The 26,566-nt window shown below is 40.4% G+C and carries 19 protein-coding genes; 16 read left to right on the forward strand and 3 right to left on the reverse strand.

The window, feature by feature from the left end; translation table 11 throughout:
- Positions 1-180: 180 nt before the first annotated feature.
- The 9 genes from UNH61_RS05785 to UNH61_RS05825 all read left to right on the forward strand — a co-directional run bounded on the left by UNH61_RS05785 (position 181) and on the right by UNH61_RS05825 (position 12,451).
- A complete protein-coding gene (locus UNH61_RS05785) occupies positions 181-1,215 on the forward strand; it encodes a histidine kinase (protein WP_326991183.1) in 1,035 nt (344 codons plus the stop codon).
- On the forward strand, positions 1,208-1,924 hold the full coding sequence (locus UNH61_RS05790) for a LytTR family DNA-binding domain-containing protein (RefSeq protein ID WP_326991184.1): 717 nt from the start codon (positions 1,208-1,210) through the stop codon (positions 1,922-1,924). The genes UNH61_RS05785 and UNH61_RS05790 overlap by 8 nt, the downstream gene beginning before the upstream one ends.
- Before the next feature lie 249 nt (positions 1,925-2,173).
- Positions 2,174-2,548, forward strand: coding sequence for a hypothetical protein (locus UNH61_RS05795; protein ID WP_326991185.1), 375 nt, complete (start codon positions 2,174-2,176; stop codon positions 2,546-2,548).
- A 493-nt stretch (positions 2,549-3,041) separates the two neighbouring features.
- The gene (locus UNH61_RS05800) at positions 3,042-3,635 is read left to right on the forward strand and encodes an RNA polymerase sigma-70 factor (RefSeq protein ID WP_326991186.1); all 594 of its coding nucleotides are present in this window, start codon (positions 3,042-3,044) and stop codon (positions 3,633-3,635) included.
- A gap of 215 nt (positions 3,636-3,850) precedes the next feature.
- Positions 3,851-4,888 carry a FecR domain-containing protein gene (locus tag UNH61_RS05805; RefSeq protein ID WP_326991187.1) on the forward strand — a complete coding sequence of 346 codons (1,038 nt, stop codon included), beginning with the start codon at positions 3,851-3,853 and terminating at the stop codon, positions 4,886-4,888.
- A gap of 173 nt (positions 4,889-5,061) precedes the next feature.
- On the forward strand, positions 5,062-8,460 hold the full coding sequence (locus UNH61_RS05810) for a TonB-dependent receptor (protein WP_326991188.1): 3,399 nt from the start codon (positions 5,062-5,064) through the stop codon (positions 8,458-8,460).
- 2 nt (positions 8,461-8,462) lie between these two features.
- Entirely contained in the window at positions 8,463-10,013 is a 1,551-nt protein-coding gene (locus UNH61_RS05815; RefSeq protein WP_326991189.1) for a hypothetical protein, read from the forward strand.
- Positions 10,010-10,894, forward strand: coding sequence for a hypothetical protein (locus UNH61_RS05820; RefSeq protein WP_326991190.1), 885 nt, complete (start codon positions 10,010-10,012; stop codon positions 10,892-10,894). Before UNH61_RS05815 ends, UNH61_RS05820 begins: the two co-directional genes overlap by 4 nt.
- Before the next feature lie 30 nt (positions 10,895-10,924).
- On the forward strand, positions 10,925-12,451 hold the full coding sequence (locus tag UNH61_RS05825; protein WP_326991191.1) for a DUF5689 domain-containing protein: 1,527 nt from the start codon (positions 10,925-10,927) through the stop codon (positions 12,449-12,451).
- 866 nt (positions 12,452-13,317) lie between these two features.
- Here the strand turns inward: UNH61_RS05825 and UNH61_RS05830 are convergent.
- Positions 13,318-15,324: a tetratricopeptide repeat protein gene (locus UNH61_RS05830; RefSeq protein ID WP_326991192.1), complete on the reverse strand. Its 2,007-nt coding sequence runs from the start codon at positions 15,322-15,324 to the stop codon at positions 13,318-13,320.
- Positions 15,325-15,463: 139 nt separating this feature from the next.
- Between UNH61_RS05830 and UNH61_RS05835 the strand changes: the two genes are divergently transcribed.
- Both UNH61_RS05835 and UNH61_RS05840 read left to right on the forward strand, forming a co-directional pair.
- On the forward strand, positions 15,464-16,411 hold the full coding sequence (locus UNH61_RS05835; RefSeq protein ID WP_326991193.1) for a hypothetical protein: 948 nt from the start codon (positions 15,464-15,466) through the stop codon (positions 16,409-16,411).
- Between the two features lie 95 nt (positions 16,412-16,506).
- Complete coding sequence (locus tag UNH61_RS05840) at positions 16,507-17,241, forward strand: LytTR family DNA-binding domain-containing protein (protein WP_326991194.1); 735 nt, start codon at positions 16,507-16,509, stop codon at positions 17,239-17,241.
- A gap of 205 nt (positions 17,242-17,446) precedes the next feature.
- Here UNH61_RS05840 and UNH61_RS05845 read toward each other — a convergent pair whose 3' ends face one another.
- Positions 17,447-18,589, reverse strand: coding sequence for an epoxide hydrolase family protein (locus UNH61_RS05845; RefSeq protein ID WP_326991195.1), 1,143 nt, complete (start codon positions 18,587-18,589; stop codon positions 17,447-17,449).
- A 597-nt stretch (positions 18,590-19,186) separates the two neighbouring features.
- Here UNH61_RS05845 and UNH61_RS05850 point away from each other — a divergent pair.
- From UNH61_RS05850 to UNH61_RS05870, 5 genes are all read left to right on the forward strand, one after another.
- Entirely contained in the window at positions 19,187-19,567 is a 381-nt protein-coding gene (locus UNH61_RS05850) for a mobilization protein (protein ID WP_326991196.1), read from the forward strand.
- Between the two features lie 136 nt (positions 19,568-19,703).
- Positions 19,704-20,132, forward strand: a complete 429-nt coding sequence (locus tag UNH61_RS05855; protein WP_326991197.1) for a relaxase/mobilization nuclease domain-containing protein — start codon at positions 19,704-19,706, stop codon at positions 20,130-20,132.
- Between the two features lie 701 nt (positions 20,133-20,833).
- A complete protein-coding gene (locus UNH61_RS05860) occupies positions 20,834-22,792 on the forward strand; it encodes a DUF4365 domain-containing protein (RefSeq protein WP_326991198.1) in 1,959 nt (652 codons plus the stop codon).
- Between the two features lie 13 nt (positions 22,793-22,805).
- Positions 22,806-23,690: a hypothetical protein gene (locus UNH61_RS05865; RefSeq protein ID WP_326991199.1), complete on the forward strand. Its 885-nt coding sequence runs from the start codon at positions 22,806-22,808 to the stop codon at positions 23,688-23,690.
- A 252-nt stretch (positions 23,691-23,942) separates the two neighbouring features.
- Positions 23,943-24,659, forward strand: a complete 717-nt coding sequence (locus UNH61_RS05870) for a hypothetical protein (protein WP_326991200.1) — start codon at positions 23,943-23,945, stop codon at positions 24,657-24,659.
- 172 nt (positions 24,660-24,831) lie between these two features.
- Here UNH61_RS05870 and UNH61_RS05875 read toward each other — a convergent pair whose 3' ends face one another.
- The gene (locus tag UNH61_RS05875; protein ID WP_326991201.1) at positions 24,832-26,340 is read right to left on the reverse strand and encodes a caspase family protein; all 1,509 of its coding nucleotides are present in this window, start codon (positions 26,338-26,340) and stop codon (positions 24,832-24,834) included.
- Positions 26,341-26,566: the final 226 nt, after the last annotated feature.

Raw genomic sequence — 26,566 nt, forward strand, 5'->3', positions numbered from 1 at the left:
ATGAATACCAATAGTCTCTTATTAGAAATAACAAGATGACGAATACAGTCATAAAAATGACCAACAATGTTTGTCAATTTTTATTGCCGTATAATAAAAATTAATAGAGATTTGATACATCAACATAATGGATTAATCCTGTACAACAGGTTACATTACATTTTTGTAAAAGACACTGATATGTTATTGAATAGAAAATGGCAGAATAATATATATCTACAGGAAATAATCATCTTTATCGCCATGTTCATCCTGACCATGCTGCACGAATGGATCTGGATAGATAGCGTTTTGAATTTCTTCAAGGGCCTGGCGTTTTTTATCCTGCTATATATGCAGGCCCAGGCACACCGTTTTTTTATTTTCCCTTTCTTTTTGAAAAAGGATTTTGTATCGTATACATTGCTTACCTTTTTAACAACCTTTGCAGGCGCGTTTCTTCTTTTCGAGATCGACTATCGTTGGGTACAGCCTGGTTTGTATCAGGAAGATAGTGTAGCTGCTGAATTGATATATCATTTCGTGATTTGCATTATCAGCACGTATACTATCATGTCGCTCTTTTTAATGAGGCAATATATGACGGAACTGCAAAGGCGGAATCAGGATCAGCTGTTACTAAGCGAAATGAATATGAAATTTTTACATGCCCAGCTTAACCCGCATTTCTTTTTTAATATGCTGAATAATCTATACGGTGTCAGTCTTGCAGATCCGGCGAGAACGCCAGGGTTGATTATCAAATTATCCGATTTAATGAGATACCAGATCGAGAATGCTAATAAGTTCACTGTATCCTTATATGATGAAGTATCTTTCATCAGGAATTATATAGATCTTGAAAGAGAAAGAATAGGGAAGCGGTGTGATATCAGATTTGAGTATCCCGAAAGCAAAAACTTTCTTGAACAATATCAGGTGGCTCCGCTGCTGCTGATTGTTCTGGTCGAGAATGCATTTAAACACAGCATAACCAATGGAAGCTGGTTTGTACATGTGTTTATCGTGCCTAAGCATGATCAGCTGGAAATAAATATACATAATTCCATGCCCGACGAGAACCTGAAACGCAAGTCTACCGGTATAGGGTTGAATAATATCAGGCAACGGCTCGAGTTTCTCTATAAAGGAGAATACCTGTTTCTGACTTCACAGGATAAACAGGCCCACCAGACAACATTGATTTTGCGATTAAAAAATAATATAAATGGATAACCTGAAAGCTATAGTCGTAGACGATGAGGAAGGTGCACACCTGGTACTTTCTCACTATCTCGCTAATGTAAAAATGTTGACTTTAGCCGGCTCATTCTATAATGCTATTGAAGCCATGGAATATATCTACCGGCACAAGGTAGACATTATTTTCCTCGATATCAATATGCCGGGATTATCAGGTATGGAAATGCTGGAAACGATGTCAACACGCCCCCACGTCATTCTCACTACAGCATATAAGGAGTATGCGCTGGAAGGATATCAATATGAGGTAGTGGACTACCTTGTAAAGCCATTTGATTTTAAGAAGTTCCTGTCGGCCATTGATAAGGTATTAAACAGGATCAATCTGCATAGAGATAAAGCTATATCCCGTTCATCTGCGGATCACCTCATATTAAAGGTCAATGGAGATTTAATAAAGATTGATTTCGCCGATATCCTCTACCTTCAAAGCTATGGTAATTATGTAAAAGTATTCGTACAGGATGGCATGTATCTGTGTCAGTCGACTACTGCTGAAATAGAGGAAAAACTGCCTCCTCATCTCTTCTTACGGATTCATAAGTCGTTTATCGTTTCCCTGGGTTATATTGAAAAAATGTCTGCCACTCATGTTTGGCTGGGGGGCAGCATACAATTGCCTGTTGGAAATACTTTCAAAAGGAAGCTACAGGATTATTTCGGGAAGAAGGATTATAAATAGAGAGGTTATTCACTAAAGGGATATGCGCTGGCTGTATTACAAGGTCTATATTTTTTACCCTTTGTCACAGTTTATTTTACAGTCTTAACAAAAAAGGCGTCCTCTTTTAATACCCGAATTTTACCGCTGATTTTCTACACGCAGATAGACTGCGTAACCTTCATTTAACTTGAAATAGCTATCACGAGATATTAGTGTAGCATGTTTGTTAACAACGGAGTATTTTTCTGCTCTATTAAAAACCCTGGTATGAAGTCGTCTATTCTTTTTCTACTTTTAATTTTTCTATGTTATTCCCTGTCTGCACAATTTACAGTAAACTGTTATAGTGTTCTGGATAGTAATATTTCCAACCCTGACAGGGGATTTACAATGTATTATCTTTCCGGTACAAGTGCCAATACGGTATTGCTCAGAGACTATCCTGCCAATTCCCCGGAAAAGGTGATCAACAAACTCAAAGAAAATAAATACAGTCTTGTGGCGTTTATTGCTATCCTCAAGGATTATAAAACAGCTGCTATCAGTCAGGGGTATCTTGATACCCTGGCGCTTAATCTTCAGACAGTCAGGGATAGTGTGCTCAGCGTGTCCTGGGAAAAAACGGGCAACCGCAAAGCATAGGTAGACGCCATTCTCAAAGATGGACTCACCCGGACAGAGGTAGGACAGTCTTCCATTTGTTCACCAGCGCCCATGACAGTAGCTCTTCATAGGCATTTGTGAGCTTTGTGATCTGCTTTTCAAAGAATAAGGCAAACCTGGAAAATACCGTTTTCCCATCCAGATGGGTAAGCTTGGCAAAGCGCGAGGATATCATCGGCGTTAGGGTAAAGGAGACCATAAGACTGGACAGTGTGGAGACCACAATGACCAATGAAAACTCTTTTACCAGGCTACCCACCAAGCCAGGCACAAAAGCAAGTGGCAGAAACCTAAAAAACTGGCCTGGCACAGGCGGATACCTTTACTGGTGATACCCCTTTGAGTAAATACTCAAAATTTATTTATCAGCAATTCCATGATCGACAAATACGCACAGAGCCTTCCTATAATTAAAACTTAATATTAGGGTAATATTAAAACATCCAATTTTGCATTGGTTAGATGTATTCTCATGGATTATAAGCAGGCATCAGATATTGAGTTATGGTATTGTTGTCAGCAGGATGACATTCGGGCTTATAGTGAGCTGTTCGACCGGTATGCAAAATCGCTGTACCGGCAGGCTATCGCCTACGTCCATAACGAAATGGATGCGGAAGAACTGGTAATGGATCTGATGCTGAACCTTTGGGAAAAACGGGGACATTTGAAAGCCCATGCAGGCAACAACGTTAAAGCCTACCTGATGCTTTCCATGCGCAACCGCATCATTAACCATCTTCAAAAAAATATCCCGGACATGTCTTCCATCGATTTGCTCGAAGAAGACAGGCTCGTTGATAGCCGACAGGCTGACTATGGGATCATCTCCAGGGATATGGAAACCATCTACGAATCCGAGGTTGATAAGTTAAGCCCACAACGACAAAAAGTTTTCCGTCTTAGCCGGGAAAAGAACCTCAGCTATGCGGAGATCGCGGCAGAACTGAACCTGTCTGTCAATACTGTAGAGAACTACATGGTATCTGCCCTTAATACCCTCCGAGAAAACACCCGTGAATACCAATCGTTCGTTACGCTCCTAGTGTTCCTGTTGGTACAATAAACTCCGTTATTTTCTTATCGCCTTTTCACTTTTTTGCATTTTAATACCTCTCTGTTGCGTTTTTAATTATTCTCACAAAAAGAAATAATTAAAAATATCTTTCTGATTTACAGTTGATTACCTAAAATCATAAAAAATTGAAGATTTTTTTATGTCCCCATAGGTGGTCGGGCATTTCTTTTCCTGTTTATATAAGTAGAAGGCAATCATAAAATATGGATAACCAACAAAGGCAACTGTTACAAAAATTCCTGAACGGGCTTTGTTCCAAATCAGAAGACCAGCAGGTAAAGCAACTGCTGGAAACAGCGGAAGGAAAAACTATCCTGAGCGAACTGATGGAAGAACGTGACCAGGCAGCAGGCTTATACGAAAAGCCGGGTGCCAATGAACAGGATCTGGATGGCAGGGTACAGTATTGGAAAACACAGGTGTATGAACGTATGACACCTCTTAAAAAAAATGCCATCACTCCGGTCAGACGGCTGCGCTTTTTACGCTATGCCGCTGTTTGGGCAGGTATTGTACTTACAGCAGGTGTTGCCGTATGGCAAGTTAAAAAAGCAACTACCCCGCAGGAGATCGTTTATATCAAAAAGGAGAATGCCAAAGGGGTACCGGTGCACTACATTTTACCGGACAGCAGTAGCATCTACCTGGCCGCAGGAAGCAGTTTCAGTTATGCCGAAGATTATCCAAAATCGGGACGTGATATTGACCTGGACGGTGCTGCTTTCTTTGACGTAAAGCGGGATGAAGCGCATCCGTTTACCATCCATACCGGCGAAGTGCAAACCCGTGTATTGGGTACTTCTTTCCGGGTAACTGCCTTTGCAGGTGAACCGATGGAAGTAGCGGTGGCTACCGGGAAGGTTGCCGTGAGTGCAGCAGAAGGGAAAACGGAACTGGCCATGCTAACGCCCGGCGAAAAAGTGAGCTACGATCCGGCAACAAAAAAAGCGGAGCCGGGAAATATAGAGATAGATGCTTTGCAGCAATGGAAAACGGGCGAACTGGTATTTGATGAAGAGCCACTGGCACTGGTGGCAAAGGAACTGAAAAGACGTTATGGAGTCACGGTTGTGTGCCGTGACGGAGCAACGGCCGGTTATCGGGTAAGCGGAACCTTTGAAGCGACCGATTCCGTGGAAACAGTACTGAAAATGCTCAGCATTTTAGGCAAGTTTAAATATGAAGTGCAGGATGGAAATACCTATTATTTATCAAAAACAAAAGATATGCGGCAACAATAGACCAGGGTATCCTTTATAAAGTCAAATAGCGGCCTGCTGGTAACAGACCGCTATAAAGACAAAAAGCCGTTGCGATTTGACGATCAGGGCGGCTTGATGCGAACATCCCGAAATAATCGGGACTAACGAACTATTTAATTAAAAAATAAATAACCCGTAATTATTACAAACATATGCAAAAAGTAGTACAACTACTTCGCTTCATGCGATTTATTAAGCACATACCGGCGCGAACGGCATGTATGCTGCTTATCTTCAGTAGTTTCCTTTCATTAACAGCTGGCGCACAGGATTTTCAGAATAGCAAGGTCAACCTCGAATTGAAAAGTGTTTCCCTTAAAGAAGCCTTTGCAGATATACAGAAACAAAGTGGTATCCGTTTCATTTATGACCAGGACATTAAAAAATATGATGCCCTGAAGATCACGCAAAGCGTTAAGGATATCACGGTTAAAAGAGCCGTGGAACTCATACTAAAAGGCACCAACCTGCAATATGTACCGGAAGGCAGCCATGTAATGATCAGCGAAAAGCCGATGTCCAAATCTCCGGTCAGCCCAAACGCAGCAGCCGGTCAGGGACAGGGAACCGGCGGTCTTAAAGGCCGCATCGTGGAGTTTGAAACTTCACAGCCCCTGCCCGGCGCTTCCGTACAGATTCAGGAGCTAAACAAGGGAACTATTTCAGACAGCACGGGGTATTATCGTTTTACCGGTATACCAGCAGGACGCTATACCTTAAAAGTATCCTTTGTAAGTTATACTACCGAAAATCAAAGGATAGAAGTAAAAGTCAATCGCGACGAAGTGTACAATGCCAGGCTGCAAGGCAATAGTCAATTGGGAGAAGTGGTGATCACCGGCACGCAAAAAACGCGTACACCAGTGGCACATACTTCAGAGAGGCAGGTGCTGGAAGAAGTGAAACAGGCATCAATAGTGGTTTCTGCAATTTCTTCCGAACAAATCAGTAAAAGTGCTGATCGCAATGCCGCCGAAGTGATACAGAAAATAGCAGGCGTCAGTGTAGCAGATGATAAATTTGTGATTGTACGTGGATTAAACCCCCGCTACAATCTCACTTACCTGAATGATAATGTGGCGCCTGGTACCGAAATTTATAGCCGTGCTTTTGCGCTTGACCTGATTCCCAGCAGAATCATTGACAAAGTACTGGTCTATAAATCCAGTGGCCCGGAAACATTGGCCGACGCGACTGGTGGCGTGGTGAAAATATATACCAAGGATGCGGGAAATATAAAACATTTTGATGTAGAATTCCAGGTTGGATACCATGATCGTACTACCTTCAACAAGCATTTTCTAACCTATAACGGAGGAAAATCGGACTGGCTGGGATGGGATGATGGTACGCGAAAATTGCCTTCGTCTGTTCCCGGTTACGACCAGCTGTCGCTGGCCCGGCTTAGCCCCTCCGACTATTCAAAAACCTTCGGATCTACACTCAGTCTTAAGCAAACTACAGCACTGCCGAATTTTCAGCTTACCACAAACTTTTACAACTCCCTGAAGGTAGCCGGTAAAAGAATAGCTGTACTCACCTCCTTCAGTTATAAAAACGATTGGCTCCGCACCAACCTTTATCGCCAGGAAGGTTATCCCGAAGTATCTTCCTTTACCAATGACAAAACAACTGTGGATGACAAAAATACGCAAACTGCACAACTGAATCTGCTTCAGAACTTCACGCTTAAACTCAGTGACAGTAGCAAAATTTTCTTCAAAAACTTCCTACTACAGCAAGGGATCAACAATACGATTTCCAGGATAAGTTATCCAACTATGGGGCCTGACGGCGCTACTTCCTGGTCACGTAATAAAGATATCATCTTATCCTTTAATCAGCGTTTCCTCTATGCTGGCAATTTGGGCGGAAGCCATGCTTTACACAACCGGCAATCACTGAACTGGAATGTGGGTTATACATTCAGCAGACAAAGCTCTCCCGACCAGCGCGTAATCAGATTAACGGAAAGTCATCCTCAGGTCGCTACAGGCGATACTACCCTGCAATGGCGGGCAAGAGGCTTACCAGCAGGTCTTTCAGACGACAATTACAACATGCCTTTGAAACAAGGGATCATATCCCGTTTGTGGATGCGTAACAGTGAAGGCAATTACAATGCTTCCGCTGATTATGTGTTCCGGTGGAAACCTTCACTGTCAATCAAGGTAGGTACTTTTCACCAGTTTAAAGAGCGGCGTTTATACCGCCGGATTTATACGGTGCAGGATGGAAGTGTTACTGACCTTGCCCGGATCAAACCTTCTGATCACTGGGTGAACCCAACGTTGGCAAGATTTCATGAACAGGATCTCTCCGAATTGTGGAGTGAAAAATATCTGCGTGATGACTTAACAGGACTTTGGGTGGCCGATCGCACCACTGGCAGCGACAGTTACCTGGGAACGGAACAAAACAACAGTGGTTACCTGGCTATTCAGTTTGCACCTAACAAGCGTGCGTTTGAGCTTTATGGTGGTTTACGGTATGAATACAATCGTCAGAAGATTGGCGCCGCCATCCCCCCGGTGTCCGGTGAATCTTCAACATCGTGGTCTTCACTCAATTACCCCATATTCATTGATAATCCGGTAGGCACCTGGCTTCCATCTGTCAACGTTGCCTGGCGACCAACCCAAAGCTGGGTGATCAGAGGTAGTTACGGAAAAACTGTGAACCGCACTGAATTCAGAGAGGTAGCTCCGTATCGTGAACTGGACTATGAAAACAATGTGGAAATCATGGGAAATACAAGGTTGCAATCTGCTACTGTCAACAACTATGATTGGCGGGCCGAATATTATCCGAAGGAAAACAAGGAAGGGGAAATGATCAGCGTTGGGCTTTTCTTTAAGCAACTTCACCATCCCATTGAACGTATCAATACGGCTATTCGGGTAAGCGACGCCGATTTTCCAACTATCTCTTTCCAGAATGCCGCTTCTGCCACTATAAAAGGATTGGAAGTAGAGATACATAAAAAACTGGACTTTATTCCTGGTGCACTGTTCCGCCACTTTTCCTTTATTGGGAATCTGGCCCTTATCAAAAGTGAAACCCGGAATGACACCACCGGTCTGGCCAGCCTGTCGCTTTCAGGCGATAAACGTCCCTTGCAGGGGCAAGCTCCTTATATCGTCAATGCCGGATTGTATTACGATAATATAGGCTGGGGTACGCGTATATCAGCTATTTACAATACTACTGGTACCAGTATCTACGCAGCAGGAAGGGGATACGAATATAATCGGTTTGGTAAGGGACCCACTTATCGCGGAAGTTTGCTGGAACTACCTCGTCATAACCTTGATATTGCCATTACACAGCGTTTGATCAAAAGCCTTCAGGTGAAGTTCAGCATCCAGAATCTGCTGGATCAGGATATACTCATGGCAGAAGACTTCAACTTCAGTAATAAGTATGAACCGCTGCGTATACTACCCGGAACGAATCCGGAAACCGGCCGTGTGAACGCCGAAGGGGACAATATAACGCAGCGCTATAAACGCGGACGCTACTTTTTAATGAATTTTTCCTATTCGTTTTGATCATGAGTTTAACAACAAATACAACGAGCATACTTTGTGCAGCAGCGCTCTCATTGGCGTTATTGTCTTCCTGCAAAAAAGCAGCTCAATATTATCAAAAGCTGCATGCACAACCGGAAATATTGCAGGACTATAATGCAGTATATGCCATAGGTGATACGGTAACGCTCACAGGAAGATTAAATCCTGAGAATGCCCTCACCATTAAGGTGGGTGGCATTGGAGCAATGATCATTGCTGCTCAAAAAGTAAAGCCGGTAAACAGGCCTTTTATCGACTCTTCCACCACATTGGATAGGGTACAATTTATTATCACACCCGAAATGGGGCTTGGCCCCGACAAAAGCCTGGAGGTTATTTCTGGCGGAAATAGCACTAATTGGCCAGGTTTTGAAATTATTGAAAGTAGCAGCAATGGAGAACTACCACGTTCCCTGCAACTGGTGAAGCATGCTGATTTGCCTTTTGGTGCAGTAACACTTTATTGCATCAATGGCAAGGGAAATATTTATCTCTGGAAAAAAGATAACAGCCTGGTCCGGATTGCTCCGGATGGTGCTCAAACTATGCTGGCGGATCAAACAATATTGAAGGACGATATGGGGGCCTTTACCATTACCTCTTTCAATGCCGGTGGCCTAGATCCGCAGGAGCAGCATCTTTATTTTTCGGCCATCACTACAGATGGTGGTGCAGATAATCAGGGGAATAAAATATACAGGTTGTGTAGTTATAATCTGCAAACAAAAATCCTTACTACGCTCAATCGTACTGCCATACCTGTGAACCAGCCGGTACTGGAGAACTATCAGCCTTTTGAAGGGAGCAGCCAGCAGGTGAAATTACCGAAATGCCAGGAGCTGATACCAGATAGCAAGGGCAATCTATACATCAATATAGGCAACTATGCTGTTGCTAAACTAACGGCTTCCGGAAGCCTGAAATATCTGTTCAGAGTACAGAATAGTAACGATTTTCCTCAAATATGGAATCCTGTAACCAACAGTTATTTTTACGCGGATGATTTGAACAGCAGAATCCCCGGAATAGCTATTGTTGGTAAGCCCAAAGCATGGGATGTAGAAGAAGGTGTGCTATACTGCCTTCACCGGTCGTTGAATGACCTGGTGCAATATGATCTGGATAATCAGATGACCCTTTATACTTTACCCGCCAAATACAGCAAGATTCTTTATGAAAATGCAGTGCCCTATATCAGCGGTTCATTTTCCGTACTATCAGGTGATTATGAAGTCAGGTCTGCAGCTGAGTCTGGCCTGAAGGGGTATCTGCCGCTTCCAGGAGAGCAGTTGCTGATACTGTATTATCAGGGGCTGGACCAATTTCCCGCGCATAAATATTACAACCAATATCCTGCTTTGGGCACACGTGATTTTAAGAATAAACGTGGTCGTCGTTATGCTCCGGGAAAGCTCATCGATAATGACTTTATCATGCAGGGCAATGATCGTATGCTTAATTACGATGCAGCAGGCATGATTTATATGACCGCTGATCAAAATACTGTGATTGTTAAAACAAAATACCAATGATTAGGAAGATAGATATCTGTAAAGTCGCCTTTATAGCGATGTTAAGCATATCAGGATTCTCCGCCTGTAAAAAAGAGGATCAGCTGCCGGGAGATAGATTGGATACCTACATTAATTTTTGCAATCTCGCAGAGGCCTTGAATACGAATAATCAGCTATCACTGGATAATCGATTGCTGAGCGAACAGATTTACGGAACACGCCCGCTGCAGTTTCCTTTTGATGGGGAAGTAAGGCAGGTTCCCAGTCAGACCGGCATCAGTGATTTAACTCCTGATGGCCTGAGTGAACCGCTTAATTTAAACTATACATCGGTGTTCTGGTTGCCGGTGCGCGCGGGTAACTTTCATCTGTCTTATACCTCCGACAGTACGTTGGCAGTAATAAAGGATACCACGGTTGATTTGCAGCCAAAAACTTTTATCACCCAGTACCTGGTGGAAAATATACAATCAGATGAGGGGTACAGCATTTTTTCTTTTCCTGCAAACCTGACAGGGATCTCTGGAAAAGTGCAGGTACAGCTATTGAATCTCTCTCCCGATTTCGGTGCATTGCAAGTTGACAGAATAGACGATAAGGGTCATCTGATCACCTCCGATCTGCCGGTATCTCTGCCATCAGGCGGCAGCAATACCTCCTTGCTGGACACTGCTGGTGCGGCTGCAACGCGGAATATGATCTGGCTCAAATTTCACAAACCAGGGCAAACAAATGCATTGCTGATCCAAACAGTACCCGCTGTATCCGGCAGTTGCTTCCAGTTGGTTTTCAGAGGATTTGAAAGCACAACAAACAGACGCATAAAAATGCGGAACAATCAATACCAGCAGGTGGCTATTGCTTCCAATCTCCGCGTTAGCGTGCGCAGATTGCATTGACAAAATTTTAAATTAATATAATCGCATACCATGACAAAAATTAAGAACGCAAAATTTTGCCTTTTTTGGGCCGCCATTACACTCACCGGCCTGATGGCCTGTAAGAAAGACAAACAAGATACTGCCCCGGCACAGAAGGTGGAAACAGTGAACATGAGCATTACAGACCTGAAGGCCAAAAGCACTTCAGCAGCTGTTACCCTGACTGAAACGGGAAAACTTTTTAAGGTAAAAGGTATCGTCATATCAGACAAAATTGGCAAAAACATTGATGCCAAAACCGCTGTAATTGCGCAGGCAGATAATGCTGCAGGTATCATCGTAAATTTTACAGCAGCACATAATCTCTCACTGGGCGATGAAGTGGAATTAGGTGTATCCAACCAAAAGCTCGTGCAGCAGAATGGAGAGATCATACTGGATGGTATTCCTGTGGACAGTGCCAAAACCACCGCTACAGGAAAGACCGTCACCCCAAAGCAAACAACTATTGCAGACATTATTAGTAACAAAGCTGCCTGGGATGGTACGTTGGTGGCTGTAGGCGAAGGACTGTTTACCGGAACAGGTAAATATCACGGTACACTTACCTACACCATTGGAACTACAAGCATTCAATCGGAAATCGCTGGTGGCGCGGCTTTTGAAAATACGGATTACCCGGGTCTGACCACTGGTTTCACAGGTATTGTCAGGGCAACTAAAGACGGTGTATTGTTAAATATCCGTAATACTGATGATGTTAAAAAGCCTGAAACATTTGTATATGTGGAGGACTTTTCAGGAGCTAAGACGGGAATATATACAGGTTTGGGAACTATAGCTGCCGATGCAGATATATATGACAAGCTGATAACAACTACATTGACCAATACTTATCCTAACTCTCCAATATTTGGCACTGGGTGGGTGAGAAACAACAGGAAGGGCGTAACGGCTATTAACAGGATCAAAACAATTACATCTGGCAGCAATGATCCCGATGCTTCTTTTACAACAGCTAAAAATTACTATTGTGCACTGCCAACATCAACACCCTTCGTTTTCTCCGATTTCAGTGACCCCAATGGCAGATTTACAGCATGGGAATATTTTTGTACCTCCATTGGTTTATTTCGGGGTGCAGGAGAGGATGATAATTTAAAAGGCTTAAAAAGCATTACCGTTGTTTGTGCCGGCAGCAAAATGAAAATCGCAGATTTTGATCCGGAAGGAGCGGTGTCAAAAGATGCTACAATGACGGGTTTTGATCCTGGTAAAGACGGTTTTGCTGTAAATTTTGGAACCAATGTGGGGGAAAACCTGTACGCCGTTAACTTCAAAGACCAGGGGGTCTGGCAAACGGTGAAATTTGATAGCATAGCGGATAAGCTGGCAGCATTGGATAAGGATGGGAAAGGCAGAAGAGATTTATACATCACTTTTAGCAGCGCTCCAAGCCAAAGAGGAACCTTATTTACGAACCTTAATGGTGAATGGGAGCTGGCAGTAGGTACCCCGGTGATTATTGACAAGATCATCTTTGAGTTTACAGAAAAGCCTTTTTGGGCAAAGTAATATTTTAAGGGGTAACGAGCTTACTTGCCTTCCCCGGTAATAGAGATATTTACACAGAAGGCCTTCTGAAAAATTCAGGATGGCCTTCTGTGTATTTTGGGTCTTATTGCTGCCTGTATTTAGGCCAGTATAAGCATGATAGGTCATTTTGTACCACTATCTTGTTATACTTAGCTGTTATACTTTTAAAATTTAATAAATTTGCATATAGAAATGTATGCTTTGCGATGGCGAAGAAGATTATGCAAGTATCATGAAGAAAAAAGCTATTCAGTGCTATTTGAATACTACTTTATTTCCACTTTATTCGTAGTATAGGATAGTATATTTGTACGCATTGCTTTATCGAATACTGTCAACGGGTATTCTAAATCCAACCTTCCTAACAGACAGCAATACGCAGCCAATCAGTTTCCATGATACAAATATTGTCATACATTGCACACAGCATGTAATGTAATGTCCTATTGTACCACATTTTAGGAGCTGCAAGATTTGGTAATCAATTATTGAACAATAATGATTGTTGCAACAGATGATTTACCTGAACTGAAAGGAAGATTATCATTGGAATTTCGGTATGGCAATAGGTGGGTCGCTTTTGACAGTTCTAAACATTGTACCACAATTCGGAGACTCTAAACAGTTGCTTTATCGTTTACACAAAATATTTATATAGTCTCCTGGTAGATGATTACCAGTTCCTGGAATTTATTCAGCACATTATGTTTGTCAAATGGAGAGAAGAAAAAATTAAGCAGGCCAGCAGATATTTTCCGGGGCAAGGTTTGTAAAGAATGCAATTGGAGGTATTAACATGAAATTACGAAGTATTATTGACCCCAATGAACAAAAAGCCCGGTGCGTCAATAATTTAAAACCGGCAATTGTAAGGTGGCAACAGCGCCCTGGCCAGACCTGTTGGGCACAAGGGAAAATGCCGCTGTTTCTTTTCCGAGTGAATGGTTGATGATATCGATCCTTTCTTTTAGCAGTGCAAGTCCTAAAGACTTTTTCTTTATAGAGTCATCTGGTCTTTCTTCTTCCGTTGTTTTAATAAGCCCCCTTCCGTTGTCTTCTATGATGAATATAAGCAGGCCTCCATCGCGCATAACGGTCACTTTAAAATGTAAATTACCATCCACTATATGGCTGAGGCCATGATGGATCGCATTCTCCACAATGGGCTGAACCATCATAGGAGGAATGAGTAATTCAGAAAGGTTTGTGCCGGAGGCCTGTTCAAATTCGTAAGAAAACTGATTATTAAAACGCGCAGCCTCCAGCTCGGCATAAAGCTTCAATGCCTGCCACTCCAGTCCGGCATTGACATATTGTTGCGTAGAATTTTCCAGCATCAGCCTGCACAGTGCAGCAAACTTTTGCAACAGGCGGCTGGCTGTTTTAGGTTCATTGCTTATTATGAATGCTTCGATAGAGTTAAGGACGTTGAAAATAAAATGCGGATTCATTTGTGCGCGAATAGCTTTCAGCTCACTTTGCATTAATTGGTTTTGAGCATTCAATTCCCATTCCTTTCGCTCGGCCTGCTGTTGTTGTACAGCGTGTTGCAATCTCAATTGTTTTATCCTGTATTTGTTCAGAAAATACAGAAAACCGCCTGTTATAACCACTAAAGCAAGTATGACATAACCCCATAGGTTTCTCAAACGAAGTGCAGCCAGTTTTTGCTTTTCTTTAAATTCCCCCGCCTGTTTTTCCAACCGATAGTTGGTCTCCAATTCCGCAATTTTTTCGCGGTTTTCCTTAGAATAAAGGGAATCTTTCAGCCTGGTGGCTTCTTTCAGGCTAACCAGCGCCTGCTTATAGTCCCCCCTGGCTTCCTGCACCCTGGCAAGGGCATTCGTAGTTCTTGCTATGTATTCGGCATTGTTGGTCTCATTACTCAACATATTTGCGCGCCGGATATATTTTTCAGCTGAATCGAGCCACCGTGGCGCTCCCCGGTAGGTAGTCATGTCTAAGAAAGTGACTCCAAGGTTCTCCATGTTGGCAAGAGAAATGGTGAAAGCGGGGCCTATTTCGTCCCATATTTTTTGCGATTTTAACCCATATTCGATCTTTTGCTCCCTATCTTTCTCTATTACCGCCAGTTCATGATAGATGGTCGCCATCCCTTTCCGGTCATTGATTTGCTGAAACGCCAGCAACGCTTTCTCATAATAGCCCTTTGCCCGTGCTGTATCTTTTTTCAGTAACCAGGCATTGGTCAATGCATCCAATGCATTTGCCTTGTTGAGGTCATTGCTGTCTTTTTCTGCATACCCTACTGCCTGCTGCGCATAGAACAACGCTTTACCGGCATTGCCCATCAGGTAGTATAGTTCTGACAGGTTGTGAGCAGATATGGAAAGATCATTATAGTCATTTTCTTTTTCCGCCATTGGCACGATCTTGTATAAATATGCAACGGCCTTGTTATAGTCGCCCATATCCTGGTATGCGGCGCCTATGTTCAGCAAAACAGCGATAACACCGGCAGTGTTGCCGATATGTGTATTAATAATGTAGGCCTGGTTATAGTAATAAATGGAGGAATCGTACTTTCCCGTATAGGATAAAACATTGCCGATGGAAATGTTGAACGCCGCAATACCTTTGTTCCATTTCAGCTTTTCAGACCTGGCCAGCCCATCGCGCGCATATTGCATGCTTTTTACGGGATCGATGGTGGTATAGGCATCCCCGATCCGGTAGATCAGCCTTATTTTATCGGTATCCTCTTTCGCGGTCGGCAGACTTTTTATCATAGAATCAATGGCATGCAGCCCATACTTCTGCCCATAAACAGCCGGGATCAGCACCATGGGAAATAGGAGGAGGAAGATCCACTTTAAAGAGAAGATACCCATCTGATAAAGTTAGCGGTTGTTTGATCAATTTCAAAGATTTTCCATAGGTAATACCGGGGATTCACTCGGTGAACTACCTGGTTCGCTCATTTCGTCAAATAAGGGATCAAATGCTGCTTATCTTCAAAATAAAAACAGAATGATGAAGAAGTTTTGTTTTGCGATCCTGTTAACAACAATTCTTACCTCCTTTACCGCATGTAAAAAAAGCGGCGGTAATACCCCTGCACAGCAAGAACAAACCGGTGTGTATGTGGCAGGGTATGAAAGCAACGGAACAAACAATGTAGCCAAACTTTGGAAAAACGGGAAGGCAACCAACCTTAGTGATGGCAGTAAAGGTGCTTCCGCGAATTCCGTCTATGTATCGGGCAGCGATGTGTATGTGGCAGGCAACGACGGCTGGGCAGCCATATATTGGAAAAATGGAACAGCCATTCCCCTTACTGATGGAACTAAATATGCTTATGCAAAATCAGTTTGTGTATCTGGTAATGATGTGTATGTGGCAGGGGTTGAGGACGGAGAAGCCAAAGTATGGAAAAACGGAATAGCTACCACTCTTACCAAAGGCGGTGGTACCGCCTATTCAGTTTATGTATCGGGTAGCGATGTGTATGTGGCAGGCCGTGATGGCGTAGTAGCCACTTATTGGAAAAATGGAACAGCCACTACGCTCGATTACTCGGGCGCAGCTTTGTCCGTCTATGTATCGGGCAGCGATCTGTACCTGGCAGGGGCGAAAAGCACCGGGCCTGTATATTGGAAAAACAAAACAGCCACCCCCCTTACTAATTGTAGCCAGGCCACTTCTATCTATGTATCAGGCAGCAATGTGTATGTAGCAGGGGTTGGAAGCAACAGTACAAACACAAACGATGCAGCCAAAGTATGGGAAAACGGAACAGCGATCGTTCTTAGTGAAAACAATAGCACTGCCACTTCAGTTTATGTATCGGGCAATGATGTGTATGTGGCAGGCCGTGATGGCGTGGCAGCCACATATTGGAAAAACGGAGCAGTCGCCCCTCTTACTGATGGCAGCAAAGGCGCCATGGCGAACTCGGTTTTTGTTGTACAACGTTAGCTATACCGGATTCGCTCATTTGATTGAATAACCAACAACCGATGAGTTGAACTATCTTTGGGGAATACCGTTTATATGCATAAAGACCACAGATCATGATTAACGCGGCAATACTTGATGATGAGACCCGCAGCAGCTGGCTCATGGAGCAGAAACTAAGTGCTTTCCGGGATAGTATCAGTATTGCTGCCATCTATAATTCTCCTGAAAAGGCACTGAAAGAGATTAAAACTCATCAACTGGACATTTTATTCCTTGACGTTGAAATGCCTGGCATGAATGCTTTTCAATTTCTTGAGCGCCTGGGTGAATTCAGCTTTGAAATAATCTTCACTACTGCCCATAATACCTATATACTCGACGCCTTGCGTGTAAGTGCAATAGACTATTTGTTAAAGCCCATCGATGAAGAAGAACTGGAAAAAGCAATTAATCGGCTGAGCAAAAGAATAATGGCCAAACGCCAATCCAAAGAAACGCGCCCGGCTGTGGGCAAGCAGCAGGAGCAGGTGCGTTTGGCGCTCCCGACGGCGGAAGGAGTGTATTTTGTGAACAAGTCAACGATTACACATGTGGAGGCCATGAGCAACTATTCCATATTTCATCTCGCCAACAACAAGAAGATCACCGTTTCCAAAACATTGAAAGAATTTGAAGATACGCTCGGCGGTTCCTCTTTTCTGCGGGTAAGCCGGTCTGTAATCGTAAACCTCGACTACGTGGTAAAATACCGAAAGGGGGAAGGAGGTACGCTGGAACTAATGGATGGAAAAGAAATTGAAGTGTCTCCCCTGAAAAAAGATGCGCTGGTACAACGATTGTTCGGATGATGCTTTGCTTTTCAGGATACCCCGGCGATATATCAGGATAAATTTAATAACACTCAGTCTACAAGCAGTTATCATCAATAAATCTTCAGAAAAAAGTTCGAAACATGTCCCTTTCCACCCTGCAAAAGAAAACCAGCTCAATAAAGGGAATTAAAAAGCCTTCAAATCTTTCGACTTGAAGGCTTTTTAATTTTCTGGTTGCAAATTAAGATCTACTATAGAAAAAGTCTCTAAGTTCCTTTGCAAATAAATCAGGAGTGTCCAGTGCTGCGAAATGGCTACCTTTTTCAATGATATTAAACTGTTGCACATTTACTTTTCTATTGACCCATTCTATAGGAAAAGGGGCTTCTCCAGGGAACAGGGATACACCGGTAGGAACTTCAACTTTCATATCTGATTTAAGCCCTGTAGTCCACGCCGCCTTACTTTCTTCGGTATATGTCCGGATAGAGGTATTGATAGTTTGTGTAACCCAATATATCATGATATTGGTGAGCAGCGCATCCTTGGTGAAGTGATCATCAAGATTTTCAGGTTTGCCAGACCAACCATGAAACTTTTCCACGATCCATGAAGCTAATCCTACTGGTGAATCATTTAAGGCGTAACCTAACATTTGGGGTTTGGTAGTCTGAACAAGGTTAAAAGCACCTTCAGCAAAAAACCATTGTTGAATAACGCGACCAAACTCCTGCTCCGGTGCTGACATTGTTGCCCAATCTTCCCTTCCGTTTGGATAGCCCACATCCGTTATATGAATAGCAGAAACCAGAGAAGGATATTGATTTGCCAATGATTTGCTGATGGTTGAACCAATATCTCCTCCGGCGGCAAAAAAAGACTGATATCCTAAAACTTCTGTCATTAGTTTGGCCCATAAACTTGCGGTTTTATCACTGCTTTGGGGAACACCGTCCGAAAATCCAAAACCTGGTATGGAAGGTATGACAAGATCAAAATCCTGCTCTGCATTACCTCCATAACTTGCCGGATCAGTAAGCATCGGGATTACTTCATGAAACCTACAGAAACTATCGGGCCAACCGTGTGTTAAGATCAATGGTTTGGGGTTCTCAGATTTCCCCTTAACATGTATGAAATGAACCGTGATACCATCTATTGTTGTTTTAAACTGGGGTAGCTTATTCAGCGCAACTTCCTGCGCTCTCCAATCATATTTATGTTGCCAATAATCTACCAGTTCACGCAAATAGGTAGGGTTTGTTCCATAATTCCAACCAGCGTTCTCCGGCTCATCAGTCCAGCGTGTTTGCTGTAATCTTGTTGACAGATCGTTCAATACTTCCTGTGGTACTTCTATTTTAAAAGGTGTGATTCTAGCCATTTTTTTTGTTTTTACAAAGATACCAGCCTGCCTTCTGCCTTCATTGTAAAAAATTTACCTCCCCCGTCGTAACCTACAAATGATCAGAAGGAGGACGTAAGATCGTCGTTGCCCTTTCTTTCTTCCATAACCATAGAAGTAGAGGATTTTGCTACCTGTTCTGTTTAGCTTTTCTCCGATATTCACAGGTTAACTGTTTTGTGGTTAATGAAGAAATGGCTCAATGAATGTGCCATGCCAAAGAACGAAAGATTATCAGCGATATGTTCTATGCATAAGCGGTAGAATCTGGGAAAAGGGGAGCAAAAGAAACTTTTGAAATATTTCTCTGTAATGCTTTTCAATTGTGATATTTCGGTGTTTGCATGCTGCATGGAGTTCTGCTATCGGTCGTGGCGATTCATCATTTTTTTCACCGGTCTTAAAAGATCATCTAAATTTTAACTGCTGATGAAAAGGAAGTATTATTGATCGGCTGTTATCTGGTAGCCAGCTATGTTTTGGTAAAACCAAAACGGCTGGCTCACCTCATGCTATCGCATTCGGTGAGGAATTTTTTTCACGCTATCGCATTTAAAAAATAAAGAGGAGGTTGATATGGAGCAGCAGAATGCACCAACGAAGAAAAAGGGAGGCCGCCCCAAAAAAACTGTAAAGAAAGACCAAATATTAGCCGTTAAATGCAGCCTGTACGAAAGGCGCATTATAGAAGCAAGAGCGAAAAGTGCTAATCTTTCCGTTTCAGAATATTTGCGGGAAATAGCCATGACCGGAAAAATTGACAGGCAGGAAAAAGCATTGCCGAAAGAAGTTTTAGAACTAACTGGCACACTCAATCATGCAGCAGCAAACCTGAATCAGATCGCCAAGAAGAGGAACAGCATGGAAGAATTAAGCCCGCTTGAACGTGCCAATCTGAAAGTACAATCCAGAGAATTAAAAACATTAACATCAAAAATTAAAAACTATTTCCAATGATTGGTTGTGTAGGCACAGGAAGTCCCTTTTTTGAATGTATCCGTTATTGTTTGCAGGATAAAAAGGAATTGTCCGAAAAAAGAAGGAGGAACTTTCTCTAAAAGACAATCTCCAACACAAAAAACGGGCTGAAGTTTTGAGCTACAACAAATGCTTTGGGAATTTAAAAGAACTCTCCGGACAATTTATTGATGTTGCCAAACTTAGCAAACGGGTAGAAAAGCCGGTATTTCATTTTTCCTTACGCCTGGCTCCCGGCGAAATACTTACTAATAATCAGCTTATGGAAGTTGGTCAGGAATGCGCTAAAGAATTCGGTGTATCAGAGAAGCAATATACATGCGTATTGCACAAAGATACTAGTGAACCGCATATACACATTGTCGCCAACCGGGTTGGATTTAATGGGAAAGTAATCAGCGATATCAACAACTATAAGAGAATGGCAGCCTTTTGCCGAAGGCTTGAAAAACAATATAATCTAAAGGAAGTTTTAAGCCCCGTGCCTTTTTATCACCCCGTGAAAGACAACTACCTAGGCAAGATGTCCGGAAGGAAAAACTAAAAACAGATATTCGGGAGACATTAAAATGGGTATGCTCTTACTTAGAATTTGAGAGTAGAACGCAGGCATTGGGATATAAGGTAGTTAAAGGTCGGGGTATTTCTTTTATAGATAATAAAAAGATAAATTTAAAGGAAGTGAGGTTGATTTTTCATTACCAAAAATTGAGAAAATCCTCAGCATAAAGGAAGATTTAAAGGAAAAACAGGCACAACAAAAAGTATCTGAATCCATTGCTTTAGATAGGGTAACGAAACGACAAAGTCTTGCTGTATCCATAAAGTTTTTTCGTGAAATATTACCAGATGCTCCTTCAGTACCTATAATTAAAGACCTTCAAAGTCTTTTAGAGCAGCTTCTTCAACCTGAAATTATGCCAAACTACTTGCCCTTTGAATTAACGGAAGAAGGATTTAAAAAGAGAAAAAAAGCATAAGAATAGAGAAATGCATCACTAAGTACTAATCTTATAAAGGTCATCAGAAAGCAAAAAAATAGCTATTTAATAAGACTGAACTATCTGCCATCTTTTAAAAAGGGAATAGCGAGTCAGATTTTATTGACCCATTCTTTTCAAAAGAAAACAGGGGCGGAAATATAAAAGAAAGAGAATATAAGTAATTTCCTATTTCAAGAAGGATAAGCAATTAGTTTTAGTTAAATTCGCTAATAGCATTGTAAACCAAATATCTACTTTACTTATGAGTGGACCAATAAGGCATGAGTCACATATTTTAGAAAATAAATCCAGAAAATTCTTCCAAAAATCTATTCCCGATGAATGGGTGGTTAATTCTCCAGATAACGATTATGGAATAGACTTTAATGTTGAAATATCTGTAAATAACCGAATGACAGGTCTGAATTTTTCTGTTCAACTTAAAAGTACTGGTGCTTCAAAGAAGGAAAACACTATTTCTGCTACATTGAAGCATTCAACAGTAAGCTACTATTTTTCAAGGCTTGAGCCTGTAATGATCATTATATACGATTTAGAAGATGATGAGGCATACTGGTCCTGGATACACGAATTGAATATTGATTTAACGAAATCCAATGAAACATATACTGCGTCTATCTCAAAAAATAAAAGAATTAGTGCAATTGATTGGGATGATATTATAAATTTCATACAAGAAATATTCAATAGAAGATCGTTCATTGAATATTTAGATATAAAAACCTTATCTGCTACACAAATAGCTGCTTGGAAGGCGTTTTATTCAGGGGCATATGAACAAGCCATTTTTTTGTTTAAACAGTTGCAAAAGGAGGAAGATGATGTTAACATAACACAGGCAATTGCCTGGAGCCATTATTTAATTCACAATTATAAGGAAGCCTTACTCACAATAAATCGTTTATTAAACCTCGTTCAAACTGATTACATTCTACAAGTAAAAGCATGTATATTGACTGAATTTGGCATTCGGACAGGCGACAAAGGAATGATCCTATCAGGTAAAATGATATTTGAAAAATATATAAGTTCAAACTCTGATGCACTTCAATTGTATAACTATGCCAATGCTTTAGGTTCTCTTGGAGATGATACTAGGGCCGCTGAGTATTATAATTTAAGCTTAAGCAAGAATCCCAATAGTGCCGAGTGTTGGAAAAATTTAGGTAGTATATATTGGAATTTGGGACAACATGATGATGAAATAAAGTGTTATGATAATGCCTTAGCGATAAACCCTACCCTTAGAGAAGCATTGTTTAGCAAGGGAGTCACTTTATCTAAGGTTTATGGCAAGCATGAAGAAGCCTTAAATCTTTTTTCAAGCTTAATAAAAAATGAAGAAACCCTCTTGAATGGATTCCCTAAAGGCTACTATTGGATAGCTTATGTATTCGAGAAAGTTGGGAATATAATTGAATCTCTTAAATGGATTAATAAAGGTTTAGATTTTATCCCGACTGAAATATCACTATTAAATTTAAAATCAAATTTAGTAGTCCAGCATTTCCAAGACTATCCAAGCTTGAAAGATGAAGCCATAGCGTTCTTAAAATATAGGATTGATTTACAAAACGATTCACTTAGCATATACCACTATATAAAAATACGTCAGCTTAATGAACATGAATCATTCAGCCTTATCAAAGAAAGATTTCCAGCTATCATTAAAGTTAGTATAGAAGAATATCAGGATCTTGGGTTTAGTGCAAATGATCTTTTAGACGGATTGATAAATATGAATGCGTTTCTAGAATTTAGTGGGAAGTATCCATCAGATAGATATATTAATCATCTTATTAACAAACACTATTCGGTAGAAGCCATGTTTTGGAACTGTTTAGAAATCATACGTTTAATATCATTTACGAAGATTATTGATTCCGATAAAAACGGTGATTTTGTACTTAATATCCCTAGATGCTGTGACGTATTTAGTAATTCATATCCGTACTTGTTGGATGTTTTAATACCAAGTAACAGCTTTCCAAATGATGTGGCTAAGGAGATATTAGTTTTCATTATGGAAAATTATCCGGTGGTTGCGTATCGAGAAATTGGTGCTCAAATCGGACACGTAGGAAGTAGACTATCTTTAGATGTCACAGACCAGGAATCCAACCTAACTGAAGAATGGACTGAAGAATTTGAAGATAAAATTTTCTTTGTTGCCAATGAAATATTACAAATTAAGAACTAAAAAATGACACCTCATGCTCGATCCTAATGCAAATGCCGTAGGCGGCCTTAAAATTGGCTACAGTAGGGGAATGCCTACATATTTGGCACCCAATCTATTTACTCATAAGAAGCAAGAAGAGTATTTTGTTACAAACCTATATGCACAAGCTTTGATCTATAATAATTTTCATGTTACTGGTGTTTTGGTTTGTGATGACGATAGTAATAAAGGTGCTGATGCGATTATCAAGACTTTAGGTTCCCCTGATATAACGGTGCAAATAACTAGATTCACATTGACAAACTATTTATTACGAAGAAAATCTGCGGAAAAAAGGGTTGATTACATAATTTCGAAAATACTTCAACTAGGATCGTTTGAAGTGCCTGTTAACGTTATTATCTATCCAATTGAAATGTACACAGCCTTACCAATAAATAAACAGAAGAATGACAATATTCTCGCTGAAAGAATACACGCACTTATAAATGAAAATATTGATAAACTGAGCTTAAGAGACGGAAGTTTTATAAATCACTCAATTCCCCCAAAAGATGATCCACTAAGCCATATAACGCATCATATTTCATTGCAAAGTATACCAGAAGGATTCCACTCAAATTATTTTGGAAGAGATAAATTGTATATTAACTATGATTTTGATAATATCTATTTTACACAGGAAGATATTGATTTGGAATCAAATAGTATTTTTGAAAAGAAAAATAATGGAACTTCATCCGTATTATTAATCTGGGCAGATTTCTATGAGATACTTTACACCCCAGATAGAATTGTAGCTAGTTTAACGAAGAAATTCATAGAATCATCATTCGAACAGATATTCTTCTTGTCGTTTTATACGAAAAAGCCTCACTTTATGGAAAATCCGGTACATATTTCCCAAATAAAGTGAGTAGTCATAAATTTCCAGCCAAGATAAAAACAAGAAACTAATGAAAATTGGATAGCGAATTATTCTGAGCTTGTGATAAAGTAGTAACGATTTCTTTTGTAGTGACTAATTCACTCAGGTGATTTAATAAATATTTTTAAAAAAAGCAATGCAAGTAGATAATTTAGATATTCAAGGGGCATTCAACTTTTATCGAAATTCTCTTTTTCAATTTCTAACGATATCAAATTTTGGGCATCATTTTTAGACAAAATGATCGAAGAATATATTACAGAAAGTGTAGGAGAATGTGAAAGAATATTTGAATCTCTTTTTAATGTTTACGATTTGCAAAGTGATGCTCCTTGTGGATCTTTAAAAATTTACAGGAAATCTTTTAAAGTAGAATCAAAGAATCTGCAAATATATAAGATGAATTTTTTTTGCTGGTTAATGAATTTTTCAATAATTAAAGCCTATAATTCATGTGAACTTCTATTGTTACGCAGCATTCAATTAGCCTATTTTCCTGCTTTGGGAAATCCTTTGGGAAACAGAAAGAATATGAAAATAATTCAGGATAGGATAAAGGGTTCTGTGGAAAATGCGGATACGACAAATAATAGATATATTATCGAATTTTTAAAAGTGAAATCTGAAGAGTTTAGTGCGTTCGTGAGTCAAATAGTAAGGGTTGATTTGAAAACAAATTGGTCTGGATTTTTTGAAATGATTTCAATTTTAAGAAATGTTATAGCTCACCACGGGACAATCGTAAATATTGACACCCTTAATCAAATAAAGATGAATGCGAAGGATGTTTTTGAAAGGCACTTTAGTTTAATAGCAGATAAAGCTGGTTTTAAACTTCTTCACCCTAAGTTTGGAGAATCCTTTTCAAATTTTCTTAACTTGATAAATGATTTTTCTTTGAATACAGCTAAATTTATTTTTAATGAGAATGATCTATCATTTTTGGATCTGAATTAGAAATGAGAGCGGCGATATCCTATAATAAATCTCTGGTAGTAAGAAGTTTATTTTATTGAAACTTTTCACTAACTACATTTCCTGATCATCTCGAAATTTTACTATTTTATGGAACTGATCTGCCAGAAAACAGCATAGTCTGTAAATTAAGCTTAATGTAACTTTCTCGTGCTTATTCGCCTAAGAATTTTATTTTATGAGAACTAATCATTTTAAGATCTTCCATGGATTTATCTATGAGTGCTAAACTACGCAAAGGGCTATAATGTGTAATTATTAGTTCATTTTCTTCTGTATTAATTGTAATAGATGTTGCTCTATCTGTGAGATACTCTACAGTTCCCTTAGCTCGCCGGTCTTTGACACTACCGCCATACTGTTCCGCTAAATTTTCAAATTGATTAAGTACGTCTGAAAATTTAATATCTCCAATTATTGGAATTATTAATTCATCAAGGTACATGTCAAATATTGAGTCAAAATTGTTAGGCAGCCTTTTTCTTGGGACTCTAAGCTCTAATTGACGAGTCATTTTGGCTTTTGACAGATCGTCTTCATCTAAATCTATATCCAAATAGTAACGAAAATACTCACATTTAATATACCCTCCGTCAATGGAAGCATTTTGATCAATTTCAGCGCCGCGTAAATTCAATATCTTTTTTGCACCATCATAAACTGATTGAATATCATTTTCAACATCCTTTGCAAATAGTTCTTGTACGAATTTAATCGATGTAGCATTTTTCCATTTTGGAACAGAATGTCCTTTTCGAAAACCAGGCGCATCCTTTATCCTTTCACTGTCGATTTTTCGAAATATTGCCTTAGAATAGTTTAATCTAAGATCAGGTAAACTGCTGTCAAATGCAGTGATATCCTTTGAAAGTTTTCGGATTAGAAAATTGTTCTTAGCATGAATTTTTGCATATGGGCGCTGCGTACTACGAATATCGGTTTCCTTAGTTATATATGCGGGAACTGCATGGCTAAGATAATTCTGTAACGAAGCATCAGTAATGAAAAAATCATTGATTATCGCAGCATCCTCCTTTCCAGAAAGGGCCTGCGTCAAATGCCAAGTCCAAATGCCGTGCTTGAGAATATCACATGAATGAGATTTTTGGCCAGGAGAACAAGACATGAATACAGCATGATAATCATCTGGTTGAATAAAGTGCTCAAACTCATGAGGGGCCAAATCTGAAAGTACATCGCGAGCTCCAAAAGAATCTTTTAACTCAGATGAGCAGCAATCCAAGAATATTAGGCTCTTTTTGCAATCACTTTTTGATAGAGGGGTAAACAAAATCTCGTCTAAAGAAACACACGTTCCACTAAGATTAGACGGATGTGAATCCCAGCACGTGAGTTTATTATCCCCATCCTTATAAAACCCATGTCCAGCATAGTAAAAAACAAGCTGATATTCTGAAGTCAGATTCATAATCTCATAAGGAATATCATTCTCAAGGGCAGATTTTACCGCATCGTGATCAAGCAGAAGTTTTATTTCACTTTCCAGATAGCCGAAATCATCGATCAAAATTTGCTTAAATCGTTCAGCATCATTTCTGGCATATTTAACCGGGTTAATACTTGTAATACCTTTTCGATAATTTTCAATTGCGATTATAATTGCAAGTTTCTTGTGAGTAATTAATTCCCTAGGATCTGACATATAATCGATTTGAGGTTGATACAAATTTATCACTGCGCTGTTTAAGCATTTCTTCTAGCCAATGACGTAATCATCATTAACTCACCCAATAGTTGAAACAACCGGTTCTATAAAATCCAGTAGGTTTCTGGTCTTTATTGACGTCTATCATAATGAGTTTCAGCAGACCATAATAAATCTGTAGGATGTAGGTCTTCACTGAGCTTAAAAAGACAAGAATCTCCGA

It is taken from the genome of Chitinophaga sp. 180180018-3 (genome assembly GCF_037893185.1).
In the GTDB taxonomy this organism is placed as follows: domain Bacteria; phylum Bacteroidota; class Bacteroidia; order Chitinophagales; family Chitinophagaceae; genus Chitinophaga.

What these genes read in the sequence shown, in the direction of transcription:
- UNH61_RS05875 (WP_326991201.1), bottom strand. Translation starts at nt 26,340, where the DNA reads ATGTCAGATCCTAGGGAATTAATTACTCACAAGAAACTTGCAATTATA.
- UNH61_RS05805 (WP_326991187.1), top strand. Translation starts at nt 3,851, where the DNA reads ATGGATAACCAACAAAGGCAACTGTTACAAAAATTCCTGAACGGGCTT.
- UNH61_RS05795 (WP_326991185.1), top strand. Translation starts at nt 2,174, where the DNA reads ATGAAGTCGTCTATTCTTTTTCTACTTTTAATTTTTCTATGTTATTCC.
- UNH61_RS05820 (WP_326991190.1), top strand. Translation starts at nt 10,010, where the DNA reads ATGATTAGGAAGATAGATATCTGTAAAGTCGCCTTTATAGCGATGTTA.
- UNH61_RS05790 (WP_326991184.1), top strand. Translation starts at nt 1,208, where the DNA reads ATGGATAACCTGAAAGCTATAGTCGTAGACGATGAGGAAGGTGCACAC.
- UNH61_RS05850 (WP_326991196.1), top strand. Translation starts at nt 19,187, where the DNA reads ATGGAGCAGCAGAATGCACCAACGAAGAAAAAGGGAGGCCGCCCCAAA.
- UNH61_RS05840 (WP_326991194.1), top strand. Translation starts at nt 16,507, where the DNA reads ATGATTAACGCGGCAATACTTGATGATGAGACCCGCAGCAGCTGGCTC.
- UNH61_RS05870 (WP_326991200.1), top strand. Translation starts at nt 23,943, where the DNA reads ATGATCGAAGAATATATTACAGAAAGTGTAGGAGAATGTGAAAGAATA.
- UNH61_RS05810 (WP_326991188.1), top strand. Translation starts at nt 5,062, where the DNA reads ATGCAAAAAGTAGTACAACTACTTCGCTTCATGCGATTTATTAAGCAC.
- UNH61_RS05835 (WP_326991193.1), top strand. Translation starts at nt 15,464, where the DNA reads ATGATGAAGAAGTTTTGTTTTGCGATCCTGTTAACAACAATTCTTACC.
- UNH61_RS05845 (WP_326991195.1), bottom strand. Translation starts at nt 18,589, where the DNA reads ATGGCTAGAATCACACCTTTTAAAATAGAAGTACCACAGGAAGTATTG.
- UNH61_RS05860 (WP_326991198.1), top strand. Translation starts at nt 20,834, where the DNA reads ATGAGTGGACCAATAAGGCATGAGTCACATATTTTAGAAAATAAATCC.
- UNH61_RS05865 (WP_326991199.1), top strand. Translation starts at nt 22,806, where the DNA reads ATGCTCGATCCTAATGCAAATGCCGTAGGCGGCCTTAAAATTGGCTAC.
- UNH61_RS05785 (WP_326991183.1), top strand. Translation starts at nt 181, where the DNA reads ATGTTATTGAATAGAAAATGGCAGAATAATATATATCTACAGGAAATA.
- UNH61_RS05830 (WP_326991192.1), bottom strand. Translation starts at nt 15,324, where the DNA reads ATGGGTATCTTCTCTTTAAAGTGGATCTTCCTCCTCCTATTTCCCATG.
- UNH61_RS05825 (WP_326991191.1), top strand. Translation starts at nt 10,925, where the DNA reads ATGACAAAAATTAAGAACGCAAAATTTTGCCTTTTTTGGGCCGCCATT.
- UNH61_RS05815 (WP_326991189.1), top strand. Translation starts at nt 8,463, where the DNA reads ATGAGTTTAACAACAAATACAACGAGCATACTTTGTGCAGCAGCGCTC.
- UNH61_RS05800 (WP_326991186.1), top strand. Translation starts at nt 3,042, where the DNA reads ATGGATTATAAGCAGGCATCAGATATTGAGTTATGGTATTGTTGTCAG.